The 21,677-nt window shown below is 65.8% G+C and carries 20 protein-coding genes; 11 read left to right on the forward strand and 9 right to left on the reverse strand.

Annotation, left to right across the window (positions count from 1 at the left end; translation table 11 throughout):
- Window positions 1-9 precede the first annotated feature (9 nt).
- Window positions 10-1,329, forward strand: coding sequence for a cobyrinic acid a,c-diamide synthase CobB (locus KIO76_RS10725; protein ID WP_213325205.1), 1,320 nt, complete (start codon window positions 10-12; stop codon window positions 1,327-1,329).
- A complete protein-coding gene (locus KIO76_RS10730; RefSeq protein ID WP_249729567.1) occupies window positions 1,329-2,438 on the forward strand; it encodes an acyltransferase family protein in 1,110 nt (369 codons plus the stop codon). Before KIO76_RS10725 ends, KIO76_RS10730 begins: the two co-directional genes overlap by 1 nt.
- Here the strand turns inward: KIO76_RS10730 and KIO76_RS10735 are convergent.
- On the reverse strand, window positions 2,422-2,925 hold the full coding sequence (locus KIO76_RS10735; protein ID WP_213323269.1) for a YbaK/EbsC family protein: 504 nt from the start codon (window positions 2,923-2,925) through the stop codon (window positions 2,422-2,424). The two genes, KIO76_RS10730 and KIO76_RS10735, sit on opposite strands and share 17 nt — an antisense overlap.
- A gap of 144 nt (window positions 2,926-3,069) precedes the next feature.
- Here KIO76_RS10735 and KIO76_RS10740 point away from each other — a divergent pair, with 144 nt between their 5' ends.
- Window positions 3,070-3,729 (forward strand): hypothetical protein, encoded by a 660-nt coding sequence (locus KIO76_RS10740; RefSeq protein ID WP_213323270.1) that lies wholly within the window; start codon window positions 3,070-3,072, stop codon window positions 3,727-3,729.
- A gap of 13 nt (window positions 3,730-3,742) precedes the next feature.
- Here the strand turns inward: KIO76_RS10740 and KIO76_RS10745 are convergent, their stop codons facing one another.
- Window positions 3,743-4,666 (reverse strand): metallophosphoesterase family protein, encoded by a 924-nt coding sequence (locus KIO76_RS10745; protein ID WP_213323271.1) that lies wholly within the window; start codon window positions 4,664-4,666, stop codon window positions 3,743-3,745.
- Between the two features lie 328 nt (window positions 4,667-4,994).
- Between KIO76_RS10745 and KIO76_RS10750 the strand changes: the two genes are divergently transcribed.
- Window positions 4,995-5,426 carry an NUDIX domain-containing protein gene (locus tag KIO76_RS10750; protein WP_213325207.1) on the forward strand — a complete coding sequence of 144 codons (432 nt, stop codon included), beginning with the start codon at window positions 4,995-4,997 and terminating at the stop codon, window positions 5,424-5,426.
- Here the strand turns inward: KIO76_RS10750 and KIO76_RS10755 are convergent.
- Window positions 5,418-6,425 (reverse strand): glutathione S-transferase family protein, encoded by a 1,008-nt coding sequence (locus tag KIO76_RS10755; RefSeq protein WP_213323272.1) that lies wholly within the window; start codon window positions 6,423-6,425, stop codon window positions 5,418-5,420. The genes KIO76_RS10750 and KIO76_RS10755 overlap by 9 nt on opposite strands.
- Before the next feature lie 271 nt (window positions 6,426-6,696).
- Here KIO76_RS10755 and KIO76_RS10760 point away from each other — a divergent pair, with 271 nt between their 5' ends.
- Window positions 6,697-7,200, forward strand: a complete 504-nt coding sequence (locus tag KIO76_RS10760; protein ID WP_213323273.1) for a GNAT family N-acetyltransferase — start codon at window positions 6,697-6,699, stop codon at window positions 7,198-7,200.
- 51 nt (window positions 7,201-7,251) lie between these two features.
- Here KIO76_RS10760 and KIO76_RS10765 read toward each other — a convergent pair whose 3' ends face one another.
- The 4 genes from KIO76_RS10765 to KIO76_RS10780 are packed head-to-tail and all read right to left on the reverse strand — an operon-like array spanning window position 7,252 to window position 14,146.
- Window positions 7,252-9,327, reverse strand: a complete 2,076-nt coding sequence (locus KIO76_RS10765; protein ID WP_213323274.1) for a hypothetical protein — start codon at window positions 9,325-9,327, stop codon at window positions 7,252-7,254.
- Between the two features lie 9 nt (window positions 9,328-9,336).
- The gene (locus tag KIO76_RS10770) at window positions 9,337-12,165 is read right to left on the reverse strand and encodes a DUF4159 domain-containing protein (RefSeq protein ID WP_213323275.1); all 2,829 of its coding nucleotides are present in this window, start codon (window positions 12,163-12,165) and stop codon (window positions 9,337-9,339) included.
- Between the two features lie 3 nt (window positions 12,166-12,168).
- Window positions 12,169-13,110 carry a DUF58 domain-containing protein gene (locus KIO76_RS10775; RefSeq protein WP_213323276.1) on the reverse strand — a complete coding sequence of 314 codons (942 nt, stop codon included), beginning with the start codon at window positions 13,108-13,110 and terminating at the stop codon, window positions 12,169-12,171.
- 10 nt (window positions 13,111-13,120) lie between these two features.
- Window positions 13,121-14,146: an AAA family ATPase gene (locus KIO76_RS10780; protein WP_213323277.1), complete on the reverse strand. Its 1,026-nt coding sequence runs from the start codon at window positions 14,144-14,146 to the stop codon at window positions 13,121-13,123.
- 351 nt (window positions 14,147-14,497) lie between these two features.
- Between KIO76_RS10780 and KIO76_RS10785 the strand changes: the two genes are divergently transcribed.
- The 5 genes from KIO76_RS10785 to KIO76_RS10805 all read left to right on the forward strand — a co-directional run bounded on the left by KIO76_RS10785 (window position 14,498) and on the right by KIO76_RS10805 (window position 17,718).
- Window positions 14,498-15,148 carry a DUF1285 domain-containing protein gene (locus tag KIO76_RS10785; protein WP_213323278.1) on the forward strand — a complete coding sequence of 217 codons (651 nt, stop codon included), beginning with the start codon at window positions 14,498-14,500 and terminating at the stop codon, window positions 15,146-15,148.
- A complete protein-coding gene (locus KIO76_RS10790; RefSeq protein ID WP_249729569.1) occupies window positions 15,141-15,779 on the forward strand; it encodes a CoA pyrophosphatase in 639 nt (212 codons plus the stop codon). Before KIO76_RS10785 ends, KIO76_RS10790 begins: the two co-directional genes overlap by 8 nt.
- Entirely contained in the window at window positions 15,776-16,033 is a 258-nt protein-coding gene (locus tag KIO76_RS10795) for a DUF6111 family protein (RefSeq protein WP_213323279.1), read from the forward strand. Before KIO76_RS10790 ends, KIO76_RS10795 begins: the two co-directional genes overlap by 4 nt.
- Before the next feature lie 42 nt (window positions 16,034-16,075).
- Complete coding sequence (locus KIO76_RS10800; protein ID WP_213323280.1) at window positions 16,076-17,359, forward strand: CCA tRNA nucleotidyltransferase; 1,284 nt, start codon at window positions 16,076-16,078, stop codon at window positions 17,357-17,359.
- Between the two features lie 92 nt (window positions 17,360-17,451).
- Window positions 17,452-17,718 (forward strand): hypothetical protein, encoded by a 267-nt coding sequence (locus KIO76_RS10805; RefSeq protein ID WP_213323281.1) that lies wholly within the window; start codon window positions 17,452-17,454, stop codon window positions 17,716-17,718.
- A 364-nt stretch (window positions 17,719-18,082) separates the two neighbouring features.
- On the opposite strand, the gene hemF is transcribed toward KIO76_RS10805, so the two are convergent.
- Together hemF and KIO76_RS10815 are read right to left on the reverse strand one after the other, a co-directional pair.
- Window positions 18,083-18,991, reverse strand: coding sequence for an oxygen-dependent coproporphyrinogen oxidase (gene hemF / locus KIO76_RS10810; RefSeq protein WP_213323282.1), 909 nt, complete (start codon window positions 18,989-18,991; stop codon window positions 18,083-18,085).
- Window positions 18,992-19,045: 54 nt separating this feature from the next.
- The gene (locus KIO76_RS10815) at window positions 19,046-19,522 is read right to left on the reverse strand and encodes a tRNA (cytidine(34)-2'-O)-methyltransferase (protein WP_213323283.1); all 477 of its coding nucleotides are present in this window, start codon (window positions 19,520-19,522) and stop codon (window positions 19,046-19,048) included.
- A 253-nt stretch (window positions 19,523-19,775) separates the two neighbouring features.
- On the opposite strand from KIO76_RS10815, the gene KIO76_RS10820 reads away from it, so the two are divergent.
- Window positions 19,776-21,593: an ABC transporter ATP-binding protein gene (locus tag KIO76_RS10820; protein WP_213325209.1), complete on the forward strand. Its 1,818-nt coding sequence runs from the start codon at window positions 19,776-19,778 to the stop codon at window positions 21,591-21,593.
- Window positions 21,594-21,677: the final 84 nt, after the last annotated feature.

Here is a 21,677-nt window from a genome sequence, read left to right on the forward strand (position 1 = left end):
ACAGCACAGATGACGGCACCCGGCCTCCTCATCGCCGCGCCGCGCTCCGGCGCCGGCAAGACCACTGTGACGCTAGGCCTGATGCGGGCCTTTGCCCGCCGTGGCCTCACGGTCGCGCCGGTGAAATGCGGGCCGGACTACATCGATCCCGCCTTCCATGCGGTCGCGGCGGGGCGCGGCGGCGTCAATCTCGACAGCTGGGCGATGGGCGCCGATCTTCTCGGCGCGCTCACCGCCGGCCAGACGACCGACGCCGACCTCGTGCTGGCGGAGGGGCTGATGGGCCTGTTCGACGGCGTGCCGGCCGAGCCGGGACGCACCGGCTCCAGCGCCGACATCGCGGCCTTGATGGGCTGGCCCGTGCTGCTCGTGCTCGATGTCTCCGGCCAGTCGCAGTCTGCGGCGGCCATGGCGCTCGGCGCGGCGCGCTATGATCCGCGCGTCACCATCGGCGGAGTGATCCTGAACAAGGTCGGCAGCGAGCGCCACAGGCGGCTCGCGGGCGAAGCGATCGAGGCCATCGGCCTGCCCGTGCTCGGCGCGCTGCCGCGCGGCGAGGTAACATTGCCGGAGCGGCATCTCGGGCTCGTGCAGGCGCGCGAGACGGCGGAGCTGGAGAGCCGGCTCGACGGCCTCGCCGATCTCGTGGAAGCGCATGTCGACCTCACTGCCGTGCAGGGACTGGCGCGGAGCCGCCCGGGTGCTGCCGCCGCCGGGCGCACGTGCCCCGCCGTGCCGCCGCCCGGTCAGCGCATCGCGATTGCCGACGACGCGGCCTTCTCTTTCGTCTATCCCCATGTCGCGATGGGCTGGCGCGCGGCCGGCGCCGAGTTGGTGCCGTTCTCGCCGCTCGCCGACGAGGCACCCGCCGCCGACTGCGACGTCTGCTGGCTGCCCGGCGGCTATCCCGAACTCCACGCTGGCCGTCTCGCCGCCAACGGGCAATTCCGGGAAGGCCTTGCCGCCTTCGCCGCCACCCGGCCGGTGCATGGCGAGTGCGGCGGCTATATGGTGCTCGGCGAGGCGCTGGTCGACGCGGCCGGTGTCAGCCACCCGATGACGGGGCTGCTGCCGCTCGTGACGAGCTTCGCCAAGCGCAAGCTCAATCTCGGCTATCGCATCGCCACCTTCACGGCGTCCGCGCCTTTCGCGTCCCCCGGCGCGGTGGCGCGAGGCCATGAGTTCCACTACGCCAGCATCCTGTCAGCCCCGGCGGCGTCGCCCCTGGCCGAGGTCGGCGACGCCTATGGCAACAGGCTCGCGCCGGCCGGGCACAAGGTCGGCCATGTCTCCGGCTCGTTCTTTCACGTCATCGAGGTCCTGTCCTGATGGCTGACGAGGCCGGGCGCAGCGCCGACAGGCGAAGTGCTGATAGGCCTGGTGCCGATAGGCTTCTGGCCGTGCAGGTGCTGCGCGCGCTGGCGGCGCTGATGGTCGTGGTGCATCACGCTCAATACGACGCGGCCGCGCTCGCGGACCGGCTCAGCCTTTCCTTCAGCCCAAGCCATCTCCTGCCGTGGCTGTCGGGCGTCGATATCTTTTTCGTCATCTCCGGCTTCGTGATGGTGCACGCTTCGCGCCCGCTCTTCGGGACAGCCGGCGCTTGGAGCACTTTCCTGAGCCGGCGCATCGTGCGTATCGTTCCGCTCTATTGGGGCGTGACAACGCTCTATCTGGCGGTAGCGATCCTGCTGCCGCAGGTGCTGAACAGTGGCTGGCCGGGCCCCTGGCAGATCGTGGCGTCCTATCTCTTCATCCCTGCCATGCGCGCCGACGGCGCGGTGCAGCCGATCTATTCTCTCGGCTGGACACTCAACTTCGAGATGTTCTTCTATCTGGTCTTCGCGGCGGCCATCGCCTTGCCGCGGCGCCATGCGGTCCTCGCGGTCTCGCTCGGGCTCGCCCTCCTGGTCGCTTCCCGCCCTTTCATCGGCTGGTCGCTGCCGGTCGCCTACTGGTCCGATCCCATCATCCTGGAATTCGTGCTTGGGATGGGTGTGGCGATGATCCGCGAAACGGGCCTGCGCCTCGGCGGCGCCGCGCGAATCGCGCTCGTCGTGGCAGGCTTCGGTTTGCTCCACCTCGACCTGGCGGCCGCCGACGGCACGGCCCTGCCGCAGTTCATCGGCTATGGCGGCCCCGCCGCGCTGCTGGTGGCAGCCGCCGTGCTTGGGCGACCGAATACGCGGCCCCCTGCTGTCGAGCGGGCCTTAGTCGCGATGGGCGATGCCTCCTACGCGCTATACCTGCTGCACCCCTTCGTGATCCGGGCACTACGCGAGATCTTCATGCGCAGTCCGCTCGGCCTTTGGCTCGGCCCTTGGGGGTTTGTGGCGGCCTGCGTCGTGGCCGCGATCCTCGTGGCCGTTCTCGTCTACCAGCGGCTGGAGTTCCCCCTTCACCGTTTTCTGCGGGCGCGCCTCACGTCACACCGATGAGCGGCGCCTTGAGCGCCCCCACCAGATCCTGCGGCGCAATGGGAAAATTGGCGAACGGCGTGCCGGCGGCGGCCCAGACCACGTCAAAAGTCATCAGGTCCCGATCGATATAGGTCGCCATTTCGGTTGCATGGCCGAATGGCGGTATGCCGCCGATCGCAAAGCCAGTCAGTTCGCGGACACGGGCGGCGTTCGGGCGTTTAAGTCCCTCGCCGAGGATGGCCGTGACGCCCGTCTCGTTGACCCGGTTCTGCCCCGAGACGAGAAAGAGATAGGGCTTGCCAGTCTCGGCGCCCTCGAAGATGAGGGACTTGACGATCTGCCCCACCGCAACGCCATGCACGACAGCCGCTTCCTCGGCGGTGCGCGTTGTTTCGGTTGTCACATGGATGTCGAGCGCGAGACCGAGCTTATGGGCCGCATCGCGTACGATTGCGGCGCGTTCATGCACGGTCGCGGAAGGTTGCTTCTGGCTCGGCACGTCCATGGATAGGCCCTTCTTGTTTCAGCCCAACTGCCGGCACACATTCGGCACTGTTGGTGCGGCGCAGCTTACAAACCGCTCGAGCGGAGGGGAAGCCTGCGCTTAATGGCTGCGAGGTGCCCGCGAGCGGGCAGGGATGTGAGGATTGTGTTGAAGCAGGACGAGGAGTTGCCAGGGGACGAAGCGGGTGACGGTGCGAGCCCCGCGGATCTGACGGCTGCCGTCCGCCGTGCCCGGCTCGACGATGAGCAGCGTGGCGGGATTGTCGCCGGACTGAGGCAAGGAGAGTTTGCACGGCTCGATCTGCTCAACGCGCGGCTTCGCCCGGTATTTGCGCAAGTCCCTCCGGATATTGATATTTTCGACCACGGTATCGTGCCCGGCGAGCGCCCCCGCTGCTATATCGACATGCTTGCTTTTGTCGAGATGGAGCGCGATCGCCAGACCTATTGCTTCTCCGTCGATACACGCCGGGGGCGAGTTACCGTAGTCCGGAGCGAGCAGGTGGAGATCATCGTCGCTCAGGTGACCGACTATGTCGCACGGCGCCTGGTGGAGCGCGAGCGCATGATGGCGGAGAGCCGCGTCATCGTGACGCCGTCTGCGGGCGTGCCGAAAGAGCCGGTGGAAGCGGCCAACCTGGCGGGACCCGCGACCCCTGCGCCTGCTCCGCCCGGTCGCCGCTTCGACGCCGGCGACATTGTCTTCGCCATCATCATGGGGCTGATCGGCGGTGCGGCGTTGTTCCAGGGAGCGCTCTGGCTGATGGAATGGGCACCGGTCGCCCGTTTTCTTGATCGTTTCTGAGCCGGATCGCGGTTCAGTCGACGACCATCTCGCCAATCTGCGCGATGGTGGCCTTCTCGACGTCCAGGGCCCGTGCCCGCACGCGTGGCGCATCCAGCCCGCGGGTGCGGATCGTGAAGCGGGATTGCCGGCCGTCCTCCACGATATCGATGAGGTGGTAGCCCGCGCGATGGGTGAACAGGCCCCGCACTGCCGAACACGATGGCGCGCCGAGGATCGGCACCGGCTTCACGGGCCCGCGAATACGCACGAGTGACGTGCGATGGTTATGACCGTGCAGGATCATCTCCGCGCCGGTCTTGGCGATGATGGCTTGGAAGGCATCCGAATCGGTGAGCTGTCGCCCGGCCTTCGCGCCTTCATAATAAGGCGGATGATGCAGCATCACGATGCGGCACAGGCCCTCACGCCCAAGCTCGGACAGGATTTCGCCCATGGCGGTGAGCTGCTTCTCCCCCAATGTGCCGCTGGCCACGAATGGCAAGGTCGGCACCGCCGAGGATAGGCCGATGAGGGCTACTCCGCCCCTGCGTCGCACATAGGGGAAGGACGGCATCGCGCCCTCCTTGGCTCCATCGGACAACATCCACGGCGCAATCGTGCGAATCAGCGCCTTCAGGGCGCCGCGAACGTAGGCATCATGATTGCCTGGCACGAAGCTCACATAGTCGGGTGCGCCGAGCCGCTCCAAGAAGGCCCGTGCCACGGGAAACTCGGCGGCCAGCCCGATGTTGGTGATGTCGCCGGTGAGCGCGATGTGATCGGCCTTCTGGGCCTCGAGATCCGCGATGATCCTATCGAGCAGCGGCATGTCGTGGATGGCCGCGCGGCCACGCCGCCAGTTGACATAGCCAGTGAAGCGCTTGCCCATCAGTTCCCTCAGCTTGGGGGAGGGCAGAGGACCGATGTGCGGATCAGAGATATGAGCCAGGAGCATGCGCGGTGAAGATCATCAATTGCGGAGGGCCACAGTGAACTTCGCCCGCTTTGCTCCCGGGGCGTGTCCGAGGGGCGGCGTGCGAGTGCTCAAGCCTGGTGTCCTTACAACGCGAGCGCGGCGCTGAGAAGCCCCGGCCTTGCACGAAGCGAAAGGAGCTCCGGCCGATGCGTTGGCTGGGCTCATTAAAACTCGCCGGGATGAGGAGCGTGTGACCACGTGGCGGGATCTTCGCGGTATTAAGCATTATCCCGCCGGAGTGCGTTCGTGATAGGGGATCCCGTCCAGTTTCGGGAAAGTATGCGTCTTGCGTTTGATCTATTATGTCATGCACCTGTATTGGCGCTTTAAGCGTGGCCTGACCCTCGGCGTGCGCGCTGTCGTGCTGGATCAGGACAATCGCGTCTTCCTCGTGCGCCACAGCTATATCAAGGGCTGGCACCTGCCAGGCGGAGGCGTCGAGCCGGGCGAGACGCTCGTCGAGGCGCTGAAGCGCGAACTCGAGGAAGAAGGCAATATCCTCATGGTTGGCCGGCCGGCGCTGCATGGGATTTTTCTGAACGGACGCGCGCCCAATCGTGATCACGTGGCGATCTATCTGGTGCGCAAGTTCAAGCAGAGCGCGCCGCGGCAGGGTGATGCCGAAATTCTCGAGACCGGCTTTTTTCCGTTGGACGCTCTGCCGGAAGGCACGACTGAAGGCACGCGGGCCCGGATCCTCGAAATCAAGGCCGGGCTCCCAGCCGCTGCCCTATGGTGATGGGTTGAAGCTGTTGATCGCCGGCAGGCGTTCCCTGTCGTGGGGGCCGGTGAAATCGAGGGCGGGGCCGACAGGGACGATGCGGGTCGGATTGATGGTGGTGTGGCTCCCATAGTAATGGCGCTTGATATGGGCGAGATCAACCGTTTCGGCGACGCTTGGCACCTGATACAGCTCCCTGAGATAATTGGACAAATTCGGATAGTCCGCGATGCGACGCAGGTTGCATTTGAAATGACCGACATAAACCGCGTCGAAGCGCACGAGCGTGGTGAACAGCCGCCAGTCCGCCTCGGTCAGCCGTGAGCCCGCGAGATAGCGCTGCCGCGACAGGCGCTCCTCTACGGTGTCGAGGGCATTGAACAAGGCGGCAAAGGCTTCCTCGTAGGCCTCCTGCGTGGTGGCGAAACCGGCGCGGTAGACACCGTTGTTGATGGCGCGATAGACGAAGGCGTTGGTCTCGTCGATTACCGTGGCGAGGTCGTCCGGGCAGAAGTCGTAGGTGACGTCGGTGAAAGCGGCGAAGGCGGTGTTGAACATGCGGATGATTTCCGCTGATTCGTTGTTCACGATCGTCTGCCGTTCGATGTCCCAGAGCACCGGAACCGTGACGCGACCGGAATAGTCGGGCTTGGCCTTGGCATAGATCTCGTAGAGATATGCGGCACCGTTCACCGTGTCAGGTGCCGCGCCGGGCCATGTGTCGAAGGTCCAGCCATGTTCGGCCATGATCGGGTTGACGATAGACAGGCCGATCAATCCCTCGAGTTGCTTGAGCTTGCGGAAGATGAGCGTGCGATGCGCCCAGGGGCAGGCGAGCGAGACATAGAGGTGGTAGCGGCCAGGCTCGGCCTTGAAACCGCTGCTGCCCGAAGGGCCAGCAGCGCCGTCGGCGGTCACCCAGTTTCGGAAGGCCGAATCCTGCCGCTCGAAGCGGCCCCCGGTCTTGGCGGTGTCATACCAGCGGTCCTGCCATTGGCCCTCAACCAGCATACCCATGCCTATCACTCCTTTTAGTCGACCATTCTCGCCTTATATGGCGACGGTTCGGCATACGGCGTAGACGCGCGCTTCCCATCATGCTAGAGGCCGCGCGACTTCATGCGTCTTCCAGATCTTTCGGGATGTAACGGCCGTGAGCCAGGTGGGTTTGCAGCGACGACGACAAGGCTGAGTGCCTGACGGCCCTGCCGCGCCCTATGCGCGACTGGCCGCGTGATTTGTCCAAGCTGTTATCCCCCGTCCTTGACGGTTGCCGAGAGACCTCGCCATGACCGAACTCAAACTCAACTTGCGCCGCGAATTGCCGGAAGATGGCCAAGCCGTCGAGAAGCTGCACGAGCGCGCCTTCGGGCCGGGGCGCTTCGCAAGGACGGCCTTTCGACTGCGCGAAGGCGTGCCGCCGGTCGCCAATCTTTCGTTTACCGCATCGGTCGGCACGCTGATCGTTGGCTCGGTGCGGCTGACCGAGGTCCGCGTCACGACGGGTGACAAGGTGCTGATGCTCGGGCCCTTGACGGTCGATCCGGCGTTCCACGACCGGGGTATCGGCGCGGCCCTCATGCGCCTCTCGCTCGATGCCGCGCGAGACGATGGCTACCGTCTGGTGATCCTGGTGGGGGACGAGCCATATTACAGCCGCTTCGGCTTCAAGGTCGTGCCCCCCGGGCGGCTCAAGCTGCCGGGGCCGGTCGATGACAGGCGCTTTCTGTACTGCCCTCTGGTGCCGGATGCTATCGACGGCACCGAGGGTATGGTGCTTCCGGCGGCCTGAGCACAGCGTTGGGGCAGGGGCGGGCTCCGCCAGGTCCTCCGGCCGGGTCGCTTATGTCCTTCGCCGGCGTCGGCCTTCGGCAAGCCAAGCGGCGAGAACGACTCCGGCGAGCAGGGCAAGCCCCGCGAAACCGAGGCCAAGAGGCACGACTGTCACCCCCCGGACGATCGCGCTGTCACTTGGCCTCAGGCCGATCCAATCTCCGCCTGAGAAACGCGAGCCGCTCGACACGGTGAGAACGCGCGGAATATCCATCCCGCCGCCATTGGCCGCTATGCGGCGGACGCTCCCATCCATCTCGCGGGTTATCGGCTCGAGCCGGGCGGTATCGCTGAAGACATCGGCCAGCTCGCGCGGGTTTTCAGGCCCAACGCTGACAAAAGCCGTCAGCTCACCGCTCGTCAGCCAGTAGAGTCCGAGCTCCGTCACGGTCGCGCTCGATGTGAAAAGACCGGGGGCGCCGGGACGCATGACGAGCTCGCGCTCCTCGCCGCCTGGTGCGAACAGGCGCACCGGCGGTGGCTGATCGGCCATGGTCTGCCGCTCGACGCTGATTGTCGTGCCGCGAGCGCTCGCGCGCAGCGCCTCTTCCTCGAGCTCGGGCTCCTTCATCATCCAGTGCGCGAGACGGCGCAGGAGATCGACGTGCGGCCCGCCGTTCTCGAAGCCACGCGCCCATAGCCACACGTGGTCTGACAAGAGAAGCGCGACGCGGCCTTTCTGCTCGCGGTTGAGAACGAGAAGAGGTCGATCCTCAGCGCCCGCCATTACCACGGAACCACCGCGCACGTTGGAGCCGAGCAGACGCAGCCACTCGCCCCAGCTGGGGGGCTCGCTATCGCCGCCGGGCAATTCGCGCGTTACGGGATGGCGGCTGCCGGCGGCTGTCACGTCGGCGCGAAAGGGGCGCTCCACGATGCGGCCATCGGGCGTCGCGGGCAGCACGGAACCGAGCGAAGTACGAGCGAGGCTTGCGGAACTCGCGAATTCCGGACCCGCGGCGACGAGGAGCGCGCCGCCCTCCTGCACGAACTGCACGATGTTGTCGTAGTACATCGACGGCAAAACGCTCTGGTTCGCGTAGCGGTCGAAGATGATGAGGTCAAAATCCTTGATGCGCTGCTGAAACAGCGCGCGTGTCGGGAAGGCGATCAGCGACAGTTCATTGATCGGCGTGCCGTCCTGCTTCTCCGGGGGGCGCAGGATGGTAAAATGCACGAGGTCCACATTGGCGTCGGACTTGAGGAGGTTACGCCAGGTGCGTTCGCCGGGATGCGGCTCGCCCGAGACGAGCAGGACCCGCAACTTGTCGCGCACGCCCTCGATGGTCACGACCTGTCGGTTGTTCGCCGTGGTGAGCTCGCCCGGCATGGCGTCCACCTCAACCTCGACGATATTCGGGCCGCCGTGCTCGATGCGGACGGGGATGGACAAAGGCGCATCGGCGAGGATTTCCCGCGTCAGAAGCACCTGCCCGTCGCGGCGCACGGTGAGCTGCATGCGCCCGTTGCCGCCGCGTTCGGATGCCTGCACGCGCAGGATCTGGTCGCGGCCGACAATGCCGAAGCGCGGCGCCTCGATAAGGGCGACACGCCGGTCGCGCTCGTCGGGACGTCCCGTGATCAGCGCATGGAGCGGGGCCCTGAAACCCAACTGGTCGGCATTGGCCGGGATATCGTGCACCACACCGTCGGTGACCATGATGGCGCCGGCCACCCGCTCCGCCGGCACGTCTGCAAGCGCGCGCCCGAGCGCGGTGAACAGGCGCGTGCCCTCGTCGCCCGCGCCATCCGGCACGTCTACGATGCGGGTCTCGATATCCGGCAACTGGGCGAGCCGTTGTTCGAGCGCGCTCGCGGCGGCATCGGTCTGGGCGCGGCGGTCACCTAGCTGCTGTGAGCCGCTGCGGTCCACTACCACGACCGCTATGTCCTTCGCCTTCTCCCTGTTTTCCTGGACGATGGCGGGGTTGGCGAGGCCTGCCAGAAGGAGCGCCAGCGCGAGCGCGCGGACGATCGCCACAGCGCCGCGCGCGAGGACGGCGACCACGACGGCAATCGCGACAAGTGCGGCCAGGCCATAGATGACCGCGAGCGGTACCAGCGGCGAAAAGCTCAGGCTCAGCATGCGCGGCTCCTACTGCCCGAGCCGTTCGAGCAAGGCGGGGACATGGACCTGGTCGGCCTTGTAGTTGCCGGTCAGCGCATACATCACGATGTTGATGCCGCTACGATACGACATCTCCCGCTGGCGCGGATCCGGGCCGAGCACCGGATAAAGCGGTGAACCGTCGGCGCCGACAGCCCAGGCGGCGGCAAGGTCATTGCCGGTAATCACGATGGGCGACACGCCATCGCCAGCGCGCGCGGGCCGGCGTTCACCGTCAACTACAGGCGGCAGCGCTTCCACCCAGGTCGTCCCGCGGTCATAGCGGCCGGGGAACGTGTCCAGGAGATAAAAGGCCTTGGTCAGGACGTGGTCGGGCGGTACGGGTTCAAGCTCGGGAATGTCGAGGCTCGCGAGCATGCGGCGAAGCTGCTGCGTTTCCGGCGAGGTCTGACCGTTGGCACGCAAGGCGTCGCGTGTATCGAAGATAACGGTCCCGCCGTTCTTCATGAAGGTATCCAGCCGGCGCAGGGCGGCATCCGGAGGCAGCGGGCGACCTGCGACGACGGGCCAGTAGATGAGTGGATAGAACGAGAGCTCGTCCCGGCTGGGGTCGATGCCGATCGGCTCTGCCGGTTCGAATGTGGTGCGCGCCATCAGGGCGTCGGTGAGGCCGAGAAGTCCCGCGCGGCTTGTCGCATCCACCTGTTGATCGCCCGTGATGACATAGGCGAGGCGGGTATGAAGCGCGGAGGCGATATCCTCCTGCCGCAGCGGCGGCTGGGATGACGCAGCCGGCTTCGGCGGCATCTCCGCCGCGATCGCGGGCGACATCAGGGCGATCACCGCCAGCGATGCCGCCACGGTGAACGCGGCGACGGCGGCGGTTGTGGCCGCGCCGCGGCGGCGACCGAAACGGCCTAGATGGCCGCCCATCCAGGCAGCGATCAGGGTGTCGAGCGCAAGCAGGACCAGCGCCGCCGTGATGAGGCTCCCGCGCAGGTCGATCGCCTCGGGCTGTGCAATCGGCCGGACTTCGGCGGCAAGAGGGGTGATGTCGAGCGGGTTCAGGCGGTCGGCGGACGTGAGGACATTCACAGCTTGCAGCCCCTCGTTGGGCCCATAAAGGCCTGCGGGGTGATCGGGCGTCGCGCGCCCGGCGTAGCCACGCGGCACGGGCTTGGCAGTGGCCGGGGGCGCGGAGAAGACGCCGAAACCGTCCAGGATGTGCCGGGGCGCGACAGTCTCGGTGCTGGAGGTCGCGCCGCTCTCGGTTGCGGGCGTGCCGGCGAGCTGGACAATCTTGCGCAGCATTTCGACGAAGAGGCCCGACATCGGCAGGTTCGACCACGAGGGGTCGGCGGTGACGTGGAACAGCACGATCTCGCCCTCGCCGCGCCGCTCGGCAGTGACGATCGGCGTGCCATCGGACAGCGAGGCCCAGGTACGCGCCGCAAGATTGCCGTCGGGCTCGGCCAGGATTTGCCGTTGCACGCTTACATCGCCCGGCACGGTGAGATCAGCGAACGGGGTCTGCTGACCGAAAGGCGCGAGGGCTTTCGGCGTATCCCAGGAGAGGGATCCGCCGAGACTGCGACCGCCACGCCTGAGCTTCACCGGCACAAGCGCGTCGTTGCCTGCCGCCAGGCGCGATCCCGCGAAGCGCACGAGGACGCCGCCATCCTCGACGTAGCGCGTGAGGCGTTGAACCGTTTCCTGATCGAGCACGCCAACGTCCGTCAGCACGATCAGCGAGACCTGCTGCTCGATGAGCGCGCCAATAGCCTCTGCCACGCCGCCGCGCGGCTCCCTCAGCTCCGCAAAGGGCTGCAGCGCGCGCGCGACGTAGTAGGTTGGCGCGAGGAGAGGCTGGGCCACATCCGCGCTCGCCCCCGAAACCAAGCCGATGCTACGGCGCTTGCCGTCGTCGCCGACGAGTGAGACAGCTCCAGCGGAGTTTTCATCGACGATCTCTACGCGGGTTATGGCATTGCGGATTTCGACCGGCAGCGTGAAGCGCGCATTCGCTTCCGTCGCGCCGGCAGCAAAGGTGAAGGGCGTCTCGCCGAGCGGCAGACCCTTGAGATCGACTGCGCGCAAAGTGCCGCGATCACGACCTTCAGCCCTCGGCCGTATGACGGTCACGTCGAAACCGGCGCCGACATTGGCGGTTGAGGCCAGGGCGAAAGGCTGGGAGGCCTCGCGGCGGTACACGGTGATGGGATGGGAGCCCTTGATAGCGGCGAGACCTGAGACAAACTGGTCTTCCTCGACGCCGATGCCGCTCGTCACCCAGACGATTTCCGCCTCGGGCTGGGCGTTCAGGAAGGTGCTTATGCTCGTCAGATGCTCGTTGCGCCTGCTGGAAAAGGGAAGCGGCGCAACGGCACGCAAGCGCTCGGCCGCTTGGCCGGCCTCGCCCATGGTCACGTCTGATGTCAAAGGGCCGCCCAGCGCGACAACCGCAACCGGCCGCTCGGCCCGGGAGGCCGTGGCGATGACACCCGCGGCCAGATCGACCCGCTCCTGCCAGTCGCTGGCTGCAGCGAAATCGTTGTCGATCAAGAGCAGGACCGGCCCATTGCTCGCAGTGGCCTCTCCCGACGGCGGATTCCAGACCGGGCCGGCGGCGGCCAGGATCAGAAGCGCGGCGATCAGGAGGCGCAGCAGGAGCAGCCACCAGGGTGTGCGTGCCGGGGTTTCCTGCTTCGGCAGGATGTCGGTGATGACGGCGAGCGGCGGAAAGGCGATACGCCGCGGTTGCGGCGGTGTGACGCGCAACAGGAGCCAGATCGCCGGCAGGGTGGCGAGAGCGGCGAGGACAAGGGGAGCGGTGAAGGCCAGTGGTAAGCCGAACATGGATTACCTCCCCAACGCCTGCGGCTGCAGCGCCGCCGCGCCGCGGCTGGTCGCGATAAGATTGAGGAGGCGCAGCACCACGCTGCTTGCCGGCTGATCGGTATGATGGAGCGAGAGCGTCCAGCCGCGACCGGCAAAGGCTGCCGCCACTTCCTCACGGTGCCGAGCGATGCGCCTGCGGTAATCTTCACCCCAGGAGGTCGCGTCACCAATCCTGAGGTGGGTGCCGTCCTCCGGGTTCTCGAGCTCTGCCTGACCGTGGAAGGGAAACGTCTCCTCGACCGGGTCGATGATCATCACGCAATGGCCGCGCGCGCCGCGCGCCGCGATTGTCTCCACGATCGTGCGTAGCCGGGAAGGCTCGACCAGAAAATCGCTGATCAGAATGGCCTCGTTGAGCGGAGGGAGCGCTTGCGGCGGCGGCAGGTCAGCCTTCAAGCCGGCCGTATCCGCGACAAGAGCCTCGGCGACGAGCTCCACGATGCGCCGGGAGGCCCGCGGCGGCATGGCCCCCATCAAGCCGATGCGTTCGCCGCCTTCGACCAGCGCGTCGGCCAGCGCCAGCCCGATGACCAGGGCGCGCTCGATCTTCGAGGCGCTGGCGAGCGTCGAGGTGAACCCCATGGATGCCGAGCGGTCCATCCACAGCCACACACTCTGAGCGGCCTCCCATTCGCGTTCGCGGACATAGAGCCGGTCGTCACGCGCAGACCGCCGCCAGTCGATCCGCGCCATCGCCTCGCCCGACGTGAAGGGGCGGAACTGCCAGAAGCTCTCTCCAGTGCCGGCCCGGCGCCGACCATGAATGCCGTGCGCAACGGAAGCTGAAACGCGGCGCGCCTCCAGCACGATGCGTGGCAAGCGCTCAGCCAGCGACATCGCGGCATCAGCCTCGCGGCGACCTGGCGAGCGATTATCGAGCGGAAGTACCTGCACACGCGCCATTATCAAAGCCTTAGCCGAGCCGCGCCACGAGCCGTTTGATCAGCCCGGTCACGGTCTCACCGTCGGCCCTTGCGGCGAAGGTCAAGGCCATGCGGTGCTTGAGTACCGGCTCCGCAAGCGCCGCCACATCGTCAAGCGAGGGCGCCAGCCGCCCGTCGACGAGAGCGCGGGCGCGAACCGCGAGGATGAGCGCCTGGCTCGCGCGCGGACCCGGTCCCCATGCCAGAAGGTCGGTCACCTCGGGCGGGCCGTCGCCCGGGCGCGCCGAGCGCACGAGGTCGAGGATAGCATCCACGACCTTGTCGCCAGCCGGCAGGCGCCGCACCAGGCGCTGGATGTTGAGAAGGCCATCCGCGGTCAGGGCCGCTGTCGGCTCGACGGTCTCCGAGGTGGTCGTCTCCAGGAGGATGCGCCGCTCCGCCGCGCGGTCGGGATAACCGACGTCGATCTGCAAAAGGAAGCGATCGAGCTGCGCCTCAGGCAGCGGATAGGTGCCTTCCTGCTCGATCGGGTTTTGCGTCGCCAGCACGTGGAATGGACGTGGCAAGTCGTGCCGCTCCCCGGCGACAGTCACGTGGTGCTCTTGCATCGCCTGCAAGAGGGCGGACTGGGTGCGGGGGCTCGCGCGGTTGATCTCGTCGGCCATCAGGAGTTGCGCGAAGATCGGTCCGCGGACAAAACGGAAACTGCGCTTGTGATCGATCGATTCGTCCAGGATCTCACTACCGAGGATGTCGGACGGCATCAGATCCGGTGTGAACTGCACGCGCTGCGCGTCCAATCCCAAGACCGTGCCGAGCGCTTCGACCAGCTTTGTCTTGGCAAGTCCGGGCACACCCACGAGAAGGCCGTGACCACCCGCGAGGATCGTGACGAGCGCGAGTTCGACCACATGTTCCTGGCCAAAGATTACCGATCCTATGGACGCCTTGGCCTTGCCGATCGTGTCAAGCGCCGTCTCGGCCGCCGCGACGACGGCCTGGTCTATGGTGGTGGGCGCCACGGCTGCGGCCTCAGAGCGCGTCCCTGCCGTCATTCGTCTGTCTCCTTCAAAGCCCATCCGGATATCTGGGCTGAGATCATCGTTTTCATCAAGGGCGATGCAAGCACGATGCCGCGAGTGGTTAAACTTTCAACGTTTGCCAGCCGCGCGCCGTTCCTCTGTCCACGCGGGCCGGCACAACCTACATAAAGACTGGCGTGCATTGCCTTAAATGCCGGCGATTTCGGTCGATCGCGCAACTTGCTCCCGGAAAATCTGCCGGGCAAGCGGCCGTGGGTCCGTGCGACGTCGCACGCGTGTTTCGCTGATGACAAGAAATCTGCCGGCCGTAACAGTAGATTGGCAAAAATGACGAGAGACTGCGGCCGAGTTGGGGCTGAATGGATGGATGGAACACAAGAAAGTGTGAGATCGTGCGAGCCCGCCCGAGACCCAGCGTGTGAGCCCCTCGCAGGCTTGAGCGCTGTCGCGCCGGGTCGAGGGCCAGCCCCGGTCGACCGGTGGAACCCGCCGTTTTGCGGAACCATCGACATGCGCATTGCGGCCGATGGCTCCTGGTTCTACCAGGGCAGTCCGATTCGTCGGCCGGCGCTCATAAAGCTGTTTGCTTCCGTCCTGCGCAAGGACCCGAATGGCTATGTCTTGGTCACGCCTGTCGAACGCGTGGGCATCACTGTCGATGATGTGCCCTTTCTCGCGGTGGAGATGGCACGCGACGGCGCCGGCATCCTTCATTTCCGCACCAATGTCGACGATCTCGTCGCCGTGGACGCTGACCATCCGCTGCGTTTCGACACTGGCAGCGATGGCGGCCTCAGGCCCTATGTGCGCGTGCGTGGCGATCTTTGGGCGCGGCTCACACGGGCCCTCGTTCACGATCTGGTGGAATTAGCAGAAGAGCGGGACGGCCTGTTCGGGTTGGCGTCCGGAGAAGTGTTCTTCCCGATTACCCCCATGGATGCACTCGACGACGCAGCCGCCGCCGTCGATGCGCCTGTCGCCGGCAACGTATCCGCTGGACCGCGCGATGAGTGAGAGCTTTGATCGCGTGACCTTCCGGGCGCTCGCCCGCGAACGTCTCTGGCCGACACCGCCTTCTGCCCTGAATGCAGGTCGGGCTGGCGAAAACCTCCTCGGGCAGCCGGTCCCGCGCGAACGGCTCTCCGAGGCGCGCCCGGCGGCGGTTCTCGTGCCGGTTGTGGGGAGGGGCGGCGAGGTGACCATCCTTTTGACCAAGCGGTCAGCTCATCTTCGTAATCACGCCTCGCAGATCGCCTTCCCCGGCGGGCGCGTCGATGAGACGGATCCGACGCCGCTCGCAACGGCGCTCAGGGAGACCGAGGAGGAGGTGGGCCTGGCGCGCCACTTCGTGGAACCCCTCGGCTATCTCGATACCCTGCGCACACCGAGTGGCTTCAGCATTGTGCCGGTTGTCGCCTGGGTTGAGCCCGGCTTCCATCTCGTCCGGAACCCGGACGAGGTCGACGATATCTTCGAGGTTCCGTTCAGCTTTTTGATGAACGCTGGCAATCATCAGAGGATGATGCGCGACGGTCCTGGCGGACCACGAGAAATTTATGCGATGCCCTACGGGGAGCACCATATCTGGGGGGTGACGGCGAAAATCATCCGCAATCTCTACGAGAAGCTCTATGAGGGGGTATGACCAGGGCGTTTTTTGAAGGATTGGTGCTGTTCCTGGCGCCGTTCGCGCTCTTCGCGCTCTATCTCAGTGCGCGACGGCGAAATCCGTTTACCCGGCAGGCCTGGGATGGTCACGTTCACTGGCTCGTCCTTGCAGGCCTTGTCGTGGTGATCGGCTCATTCGTTTACATTGGCCTCGTCGCCGAACGTAGCACGGGCGCCTGGGTGCCAACCCATCTCAAGGATGGGGTGCTGGTGCCCGGGCATTTCGAATGAAGCACGTCGCGTGATGGATTCGGACAGCCTGGAGCACGCTTCATGCGAGACAACGCCGGCCCTTCTTCGCAGCCCGCTCTAGCCGGCCTTCTCGCGCGACCTTCCCTGCAGCGTCTGTTCGACGCACTCGCGGTTCCGGGGGAGGAAACACGCGTTGTTGGCGGAGCGGTGCGCAATGCCTTGCTCGACCGGCCGATCAACGACATCGATTGCGCCACAACCATGACGCCGCGCGAGGTCGTGCGTCGTGCGGCCGGGGCCGGGCTGCGCACGGTCCCGACCGGGCTCGACCATGGTACCGTCACGGTTCTGGTCGATCAGGATTGCTATGAAGTCACAACGCTGCGCGAGGACGTGGCAACTGACGGGCGCCGCGCGACGGTTGCCTTCAGCAAGAGCTTCGCGGCCGATGCCGCGCGCCGGGATTTCACCATCAACGCCCTTTACCTCAGTCGCGATGGCCGGGTTCATGATCTCGTAGGCGGGCTCGCGGACATCGCCGCGCGACGCGTGCGCTTCATCGGCGACCCCGATACGCGCATCCGCGAGGATTACCTTCGTATCCTTCGCTTCTTCCGCTTTCACGCCGCCTATGCCGACGGGCCGCTGGACGCCGATGGCCTAGCGGCGACCATTCGCCAGCGTGCCGGGCTTGACGGCCTCTCGCGTGAGCGCGTCCGTGCAGAGCTTCTCAAACTGCTGGTCGCAGCGCGCGCAGTAGAGACGGTGGACGCGATGATGGACGCCGGTCTGTTGCTCCTGGTCATTGGCGGTGTGGGCGAACGCGGGCGCCTGGCGCGGGCCGTGGCAGGAGAGACAGCGCACGTCGAGCAGCCTGACGGAATACTGCGCCTGGCGGCGCTTGCCGTCACCACTAGTGAGGACGCGTTGCGGCTCAGACACGGGCTGCGGCTCTCCAACGGCGAGTTCGAACGGCTATCGATCTATGCGCGTCTTCTGGAGATGCTGCGAAGCACACATGAGCCCCTCAATGCGCGCGCCATCCGGCGTCTTGTGGTGACCGAGGGTCTCGGCCCCGTCAGCGATGTGCTGGCCGTCGTGACGGGGGAGCCTCGCCCGAAACTCGAGGCTGACGCGCTGCCGCAGCTCGACGTCTATAGGGAAGGGCGTCCGATTCCGACCTTTCGCCTATCCGGCAAGGATGTGCTCGCCCTCGGTGTCGAGAAAGGGCCGGCGGTCGGGCGCGTGCTGGAGCGGGCGAGGGCACTTTGGCTCGATGCCGACTGCCCGGATGACGAGGCGTCCGCCCAGGCTCTTCTTGCCGGGGCTGTCAAAGACCTGTCAGGCGAATCATCGCAAGAATGACAGAGTGACTCGCACATAGCCTCGACCAGGGGTAGCATGACCAGACGGATGCCTCTCATCGGGCGTTCGTCAGGCTGTAACCGGACATCGTCATGGCTCGTACCGTTCAGCGTCCCTCCGATCTCGCCCAGCGCCTCGCGGCACGACGCGATGTTGTCCAGCGACGCGAGCGCGATGCGACCAACTCGCCCTGGCGACGGGAGACCTTCACATTGCCCCGCGAGGCGGCGCGAGAGAAGGCACGCGAATGGTTCGAGCGCTTCCCGAAAGCCGCCTACATGACCGAGGTCGAGAACTGGCGAGAACTCGAGGACGGGCGGATCGAATTCACGATCCGCTGCCTGCCCAGCGCGGATTGAGGGCTGAACGGGGCGGGCCGGCTATCGCGGTCATTTCGAGGTGTGACGGCGCCTCCCGGTCATCCCGGAAGCGGCGGAGCCGCTGTCCGGGATCCATGAACACCGACGCGTTCCCCTGAATCACCGACAGTGTTCATGGATCCCGGGCTCGGCCTCACGGCCGCCCCGGGATGACACGCGATTGTTCTTTTTCTCATGGCCAGGGTGCCCTCATGGCCAGGCTTGCAGATGGCCAGGCTTGCAGATTGGCCAAGCGTGCAGATGGCCAAGCGTGCAGATGGCCAAGCGTGCAGATGGCCAGGCGTGCAGATGGCCAGGCGTGCAGATGGCCAGGCGTGCCTGCCGTCCCGAAAAGCAGGTGGTCCTACGGCCAGCGTACGCTCGGCGGCATCGAGGAGAGAATTGAATCCACATTGCCGCCGGTCTTCAGGCCGAACAGTGTGCCGCGATCATAAAGCAGATTGAATTCGACGTAGCGTCCGCGGCGAATGCACTGTTCCTCGCGGTCGGCGTCCGTCCAGGGCTTTTCATAATTGTCGGCCACGATTTGCCGGTAGATTGCGTGGAAAGCTTCGCCGACGCTGCGAGTGAAGGCCATGTCAGCGGCGAAGTCGCCGGACCAGTGGTGATCGTAGAAGATGCCGCCGATGCCGCGCGGCTCCTTGCGGTGGGGCAGGTAGAAATACTCGTCGCACCAATCCTTGTAGCGCTGATAGGAGGCGATGGCGGGATGGGCGTCGCAAGCGCCGCGCAACGCCGCGTGAAAGGCGACGGCGTCAGGATCATCCTGGCTGCGCCGGCGGTCGAGCACGGGGGTGAGATCGGCGCCGCCGCCGAACCAGGACTTCGACGTGGCGACAAGGCGTGTGTTCATATGCACGGTCGGCACGTTCGGGTTCCAGGGGTGAGCGATCAGCGAGATGCCCGTGGCGAAGAAACGCGGGTCCGCATCCGTGCCCGGGATCTGGCTGCGGAAATCGGGCGCGAATTCTCCATGTACCGTGGAGCAGTGCACGCCCACCTTCTCGAACACGCGCCCGCGCATGATCGCCATGGTTCCGCCACCGCCGTCGCCGCCGGTATGGTCGCGGCGCTGCCAGGGCGTGCGCTCGAAACGTCCCGGCTCCGTCGCTTCTGGGAAGAACGGGCCGGGTGCCGAGGCCTCAAGCGCCTCGAAGCTGGCGCAGATTCGGTCACGCAGCGCCTCGAACCATTGGCGCGCTTCGTCGCGCTGGGCATCTGTGGCGATGATGTCGGTGCCGGCGGAACCCATGGCAGCTCCCTCAGGTCGTTTTACGCGAATAGATGTCCGAGCTGTTGGCTTAAGCTACAGGCTTGGCCAGCAGTCCGTTTGTCGCAGCGCCTCGCCGACTATCATGGCGCCTGCGACGGCGACATTGAGCGAGCGCAAATCGGCCACCATCGGCACGAGAATGCGGGCATCCGCTGCGGCGTGGACCGCCTCGGGCACCCCGGCCGATTCGCGGCCGAGCAGGATGATGTCACCTCGCCCGAAGGCGAAGTGTGTATAGGGCGTCGCGCCTTGTGTCGTCGCCAGCACGAGCCGGCGCGCCGTGGGGCGCCGCCAGTCGTCGAAGGCCGTCCATGAGGCATGACGCTCAATCGTCACACGATCGAGATAGTCCATGCCCGCGCGTCGGAAGGCGCGATCGCTTACCGGGAAGCCGGCGGGTTCGATGATATGGGCTTCTACGGCGAGGCAGGCGCACAGCCTGAGCAGTGTCCCCGTGTTCTGGGGAATGTCGGGCTGGTAGAGGGCAAGGGCGATGGGAGCATGATCCATGGTGAGGGCCTGCGCGCTTCCGGGCCCGACGTCAAGCCGCCTCCGTTGACTTCACTCGCACTCGATGCTCTCGCCGCCTCTGCGTCTGCCGCGGATCACGGTTGCGCCTCCTTTCTGGGCGAATTGCTACGAGCGTGTATCCTGTCCGGCTTTTCGAGACATCACCGAGGGTTATGCCGTGCTGCAGCGCTGGTTGCAAAGATGCCTGAACTGGTGCGAGCAGCGCGTCGACGTGTTTGCGCCATTCGACGAGATGCGCATGCCGCCGAAGAGCTTCCTCGGCTTCGCCTGGTACTATCTGAAGCCGGTGCGCTTCTGGCTCGTGCTCATCCTCCTGAGCTCACTGGTCATCTCGATCGTCGATTCGTCATTGCTCCTGATCGTCGGCTGGCTGGTCGACCGGCTGTCCGGCTCGACCCCGGCCGAGTTCTTCGCGGACTACGGCGTGATTGTTGTCGGTGGCGGCATTGCCATCCTGGTGCTGCGGCCGCTGTTCACAGCCATCAACGACATGCTCGTCGACCAGGTCGTCGTGCCACAACTGACCAATATGATCCGCTGGCGCGCGCATCTCTACACGATCAACCACTCGCTTGCCTATTTCCAGGGCGACTTCGCCGGTCGCCTCGCCAACCGCATCGTCCAGGTCGGGCCGGCCTTGCGGGAAATCGCCACCGGTCTTGTGGATAACCTGTGGTTCGTTGCGGTCTATGCGGTCACCGCGATCACCGTGTTCGGGCAGATCGGCATCCTGCTGGCTGTGCCAGTCGTCGCCTGGGTCATCCTTTATATCGCGCTGCTTGTCTATTTCGTGCCACGCGCGCAGATGCGATCGCAAGCGGTGGCGGACAGGCGTTCCTATCTCGTGGGACGCGTCGTCGACACGTATACGAATATCCTGACGGTCAAGCTCTTCGCACGCGTGTCGGAAGAGCGCTCGGCGGTCCGCGAGGCGATCGCCGACCATACCACCGCGATGTTGACGCAGATGCGGCTGATGACCGGCGTCAGCGTGACCCTGTCGGCCCTGAACACGGTGCTGTTCATAGTGTCGACGAGCGCTGCGATTTATCTGTGGTCGCTCGGACAGATGAGCCCGGGCGCCATTGCCGCGTCGCTGGCGCTCGTCCTACGCATCATCACCATGTCCGGCTGGGTCATGCAGGTGGTCCGGACCCTCTTCGATAATGTGGGAACCGTGCAGGAGAGCATGGAAACGATCGTGCGGCCGCACGAGGTGGTTGATGTGCCCGACGCCAGGCCGCTCGAAGTCACCGGGGGTGAAATCCGCTTCGAGGATGTGCGCTTCCACTATGGCCGCACATCCGGCGTGGTCGAGGATCTGAACCTTGTGGTTAAGCCTGGGGAAAAAGTCGGGCTGGTGGGGCCGAGTGGTGCGGGCAAGTCCACGCTCGTCAGCCTCCTTCTGCGCCTCTATGACCTCGAGGGCGGACGCATTCTGATCGACGGTCAGGATATCGCCAGGGCAACGCAGGATTCCTTGCGGCAGCAGATCGCTGTCGTCAGCCAGGACACGTCTCTCCTGCACCGTTCGATCCGGGATAATATCCGCTACGGGAAGCCGGACGCGCCCGAAGATGCCATCCGCCGCGCGGCGCAACTGGCGGATGCGGAGGCGTTCATCGCGGGGCTTGAAGACCATCGCGGCCGTCGGGGATTCGATTCGCATGTGGGCGAGCGTGGCGTGAAGCTCTCGGGCGGGCAGCGCCAGCGCATCGCGATCGCGCGGGTGCTGCTCAAGAATGCGCCGATTCTGGTCCTCGACGAAGCGACCTCGGCTCTTGATTCGGAGGCAGAGGCTGCCATCCAGAGCCAGCTGGAGCATCTGATGAAGGGCAAGACTGTCATTGCGATCGCGCATCGCCTGTCTACGATCGCCGCCCTCGACCGGCTCGTGGTGATGGACCGCGGGTCGATCGTGGAGCATGGCACCCATGATGCGCTGATCGCGAAGGGTGGTCTCTATGCCAGGCTGTGGCACCGGCAATCGGGTGGCTTCCTCGCACCCGACGGGGATGCGGCCGCGCTGGAGAGCGAAGCCGCGGTGTAAACGGGTTCCTCCGGCGCCAAGCGGCGGCATGTTGGATATCGCAGTTGAGGCGACGGCCGGGGTCGGCGCTCGCAAGGGCAGTGC

It is taken from the genome of Chelatococcus sp. YT9 (assembly GCF_018398315.1).
Lineage (GTDB): Bacteria > Pseudomonadota > Alphaproteobacteria > Rhizobiales > Beijerinckiaceae > Chelatococcus.

Coding starts and splice junctions, on each gene's coding strand:
- KIO76_RS10725 (WP_213325205.1), top strand. CDS start 10: ATGACGGCACCCGGCCTCCTCATCGCCGCGCCGCGCTCCGGCGCCGGC.
- KIO76_RS10730 (WP_249729567.1), top strand. CDS start 1,329: ATGGCTGACGAGGCCGGGCGCAGCGCCGACAGGCGAAGTGCTGATAGG.
- KIO76_RS10735 (WP_213323269.1), bottom strand. CDS start 2,925: ATGGACGTGCCGAGCCAGAAGCAACCTTCCGCGACCGTGCATGAACGC.
- KIO76_RS10745 (WP_213323271.1), bottom strand. CDS start 4,666: ATGCTCCTGGCTCATATCTCTGATCCGCACATCGGTCCTCTGCCCTCC.
- KIO76_RS10750 (WP_213325207.1), top strand. CDS start 4,995: ATGCACCTGTATTGGCGCTTTAAGCGTGGCCTGACCCTCGGCGTGCGC.
- KIO76_RS10755 (WP_213323272.1), bottom strand. CDS start 6,425: ATGGGTATGCTGGTTGAGGGCCAATGGCAGGACCGCTGGTATGACACC.
- KIO76_RS10760 (WP_213323273.1), top strand. CDS start 6,697: ATGACCGAACTCAAACTCAACTTGCGCCGCGAATTGCCGGAAGATGGC.
- KIO76_RS10765 (WP_213323274.1), bottom strand. CDS start 9,327: ATGCTGAGCCTGAGCTTTTCGCCGCTGGTACCGCTCGCGGTCATCTAT.
- KIO76_RS10770 (WP_213323275.1), bottom strand. CDS start 12,165: ATGTTCGGCTTACCACTGGCCTTCACCGCTCCCCTTGTCCTCGCCGCT.
- KIO76_RS10775 (WP_213323276.1), bottom strand. CDS start 13,110: ATGGCGCGTGTGCAGGTACTTCCGCTCGATAATCGCTCGCCAGGTCGC.
- KIO76_RS10780 (WP_213323277.1), bottom strand. CDS start 14,146: ATGACGGCAGGGACGCGCTCTGAGGCCGCAGCCGTGGCGCCCACCACC.
- KIO76_RS10785 (WP_213323278.1), top strand. CDS start 14,498: ATGGATGGAACACAAGAAAGTGTGAGATCGTGCGAGCCCGCCCGAGAC.
- KIO76_RS10790 (WP_249729569.1), top strand. CDS start 15,141: ATGAGTGAGAGCTTTGATCGCGTGACCTTCCGGGCGCTCGCCCGCGAA.
- KIO76_RS10795 (WP_213323279.1), top strand. CDS start 15,776: ATGACCAGGGCGTTTTTTGAAGGATTGGTGCTGTTCCTGGCGCCGTTC.
- KIO76_RS10800 (WP_213323280.1), top strand. CDS start 16,076: ATGCGAGACAACGCCGGCCCTTCTTCGCAGCCCGCTCTAGCCGGCCTT.
- KIO76_RS10805 (WP_213323281.1), top strand. CDS start 17,452: ATGGCTCGTACCGTTCAGCGTCCCTCCGATCTCGCCCAGCGCCTCGCG.
- hemF (WP_213323282.1), bottom strand. CDS start 18,991: ATGGGTTCCGCCGGCACCGACATCATCGCCACAGATGCCCAGCGCGAC.
- KIO76_RS10815 (WP_213323283.1), bottom strand. CDS start 19,522: ATGGATCATGCTCCCATCGCCCTTGCCCTCTACCAGCCCGACATTCCC.
- KIO76_RS10820 (WP_213325209.1), top strand. CDS start 19,776: ATGCGCATGCCGCCGAAGAGCTTCCTCGGCTTCGCCTGGTACTATCTG.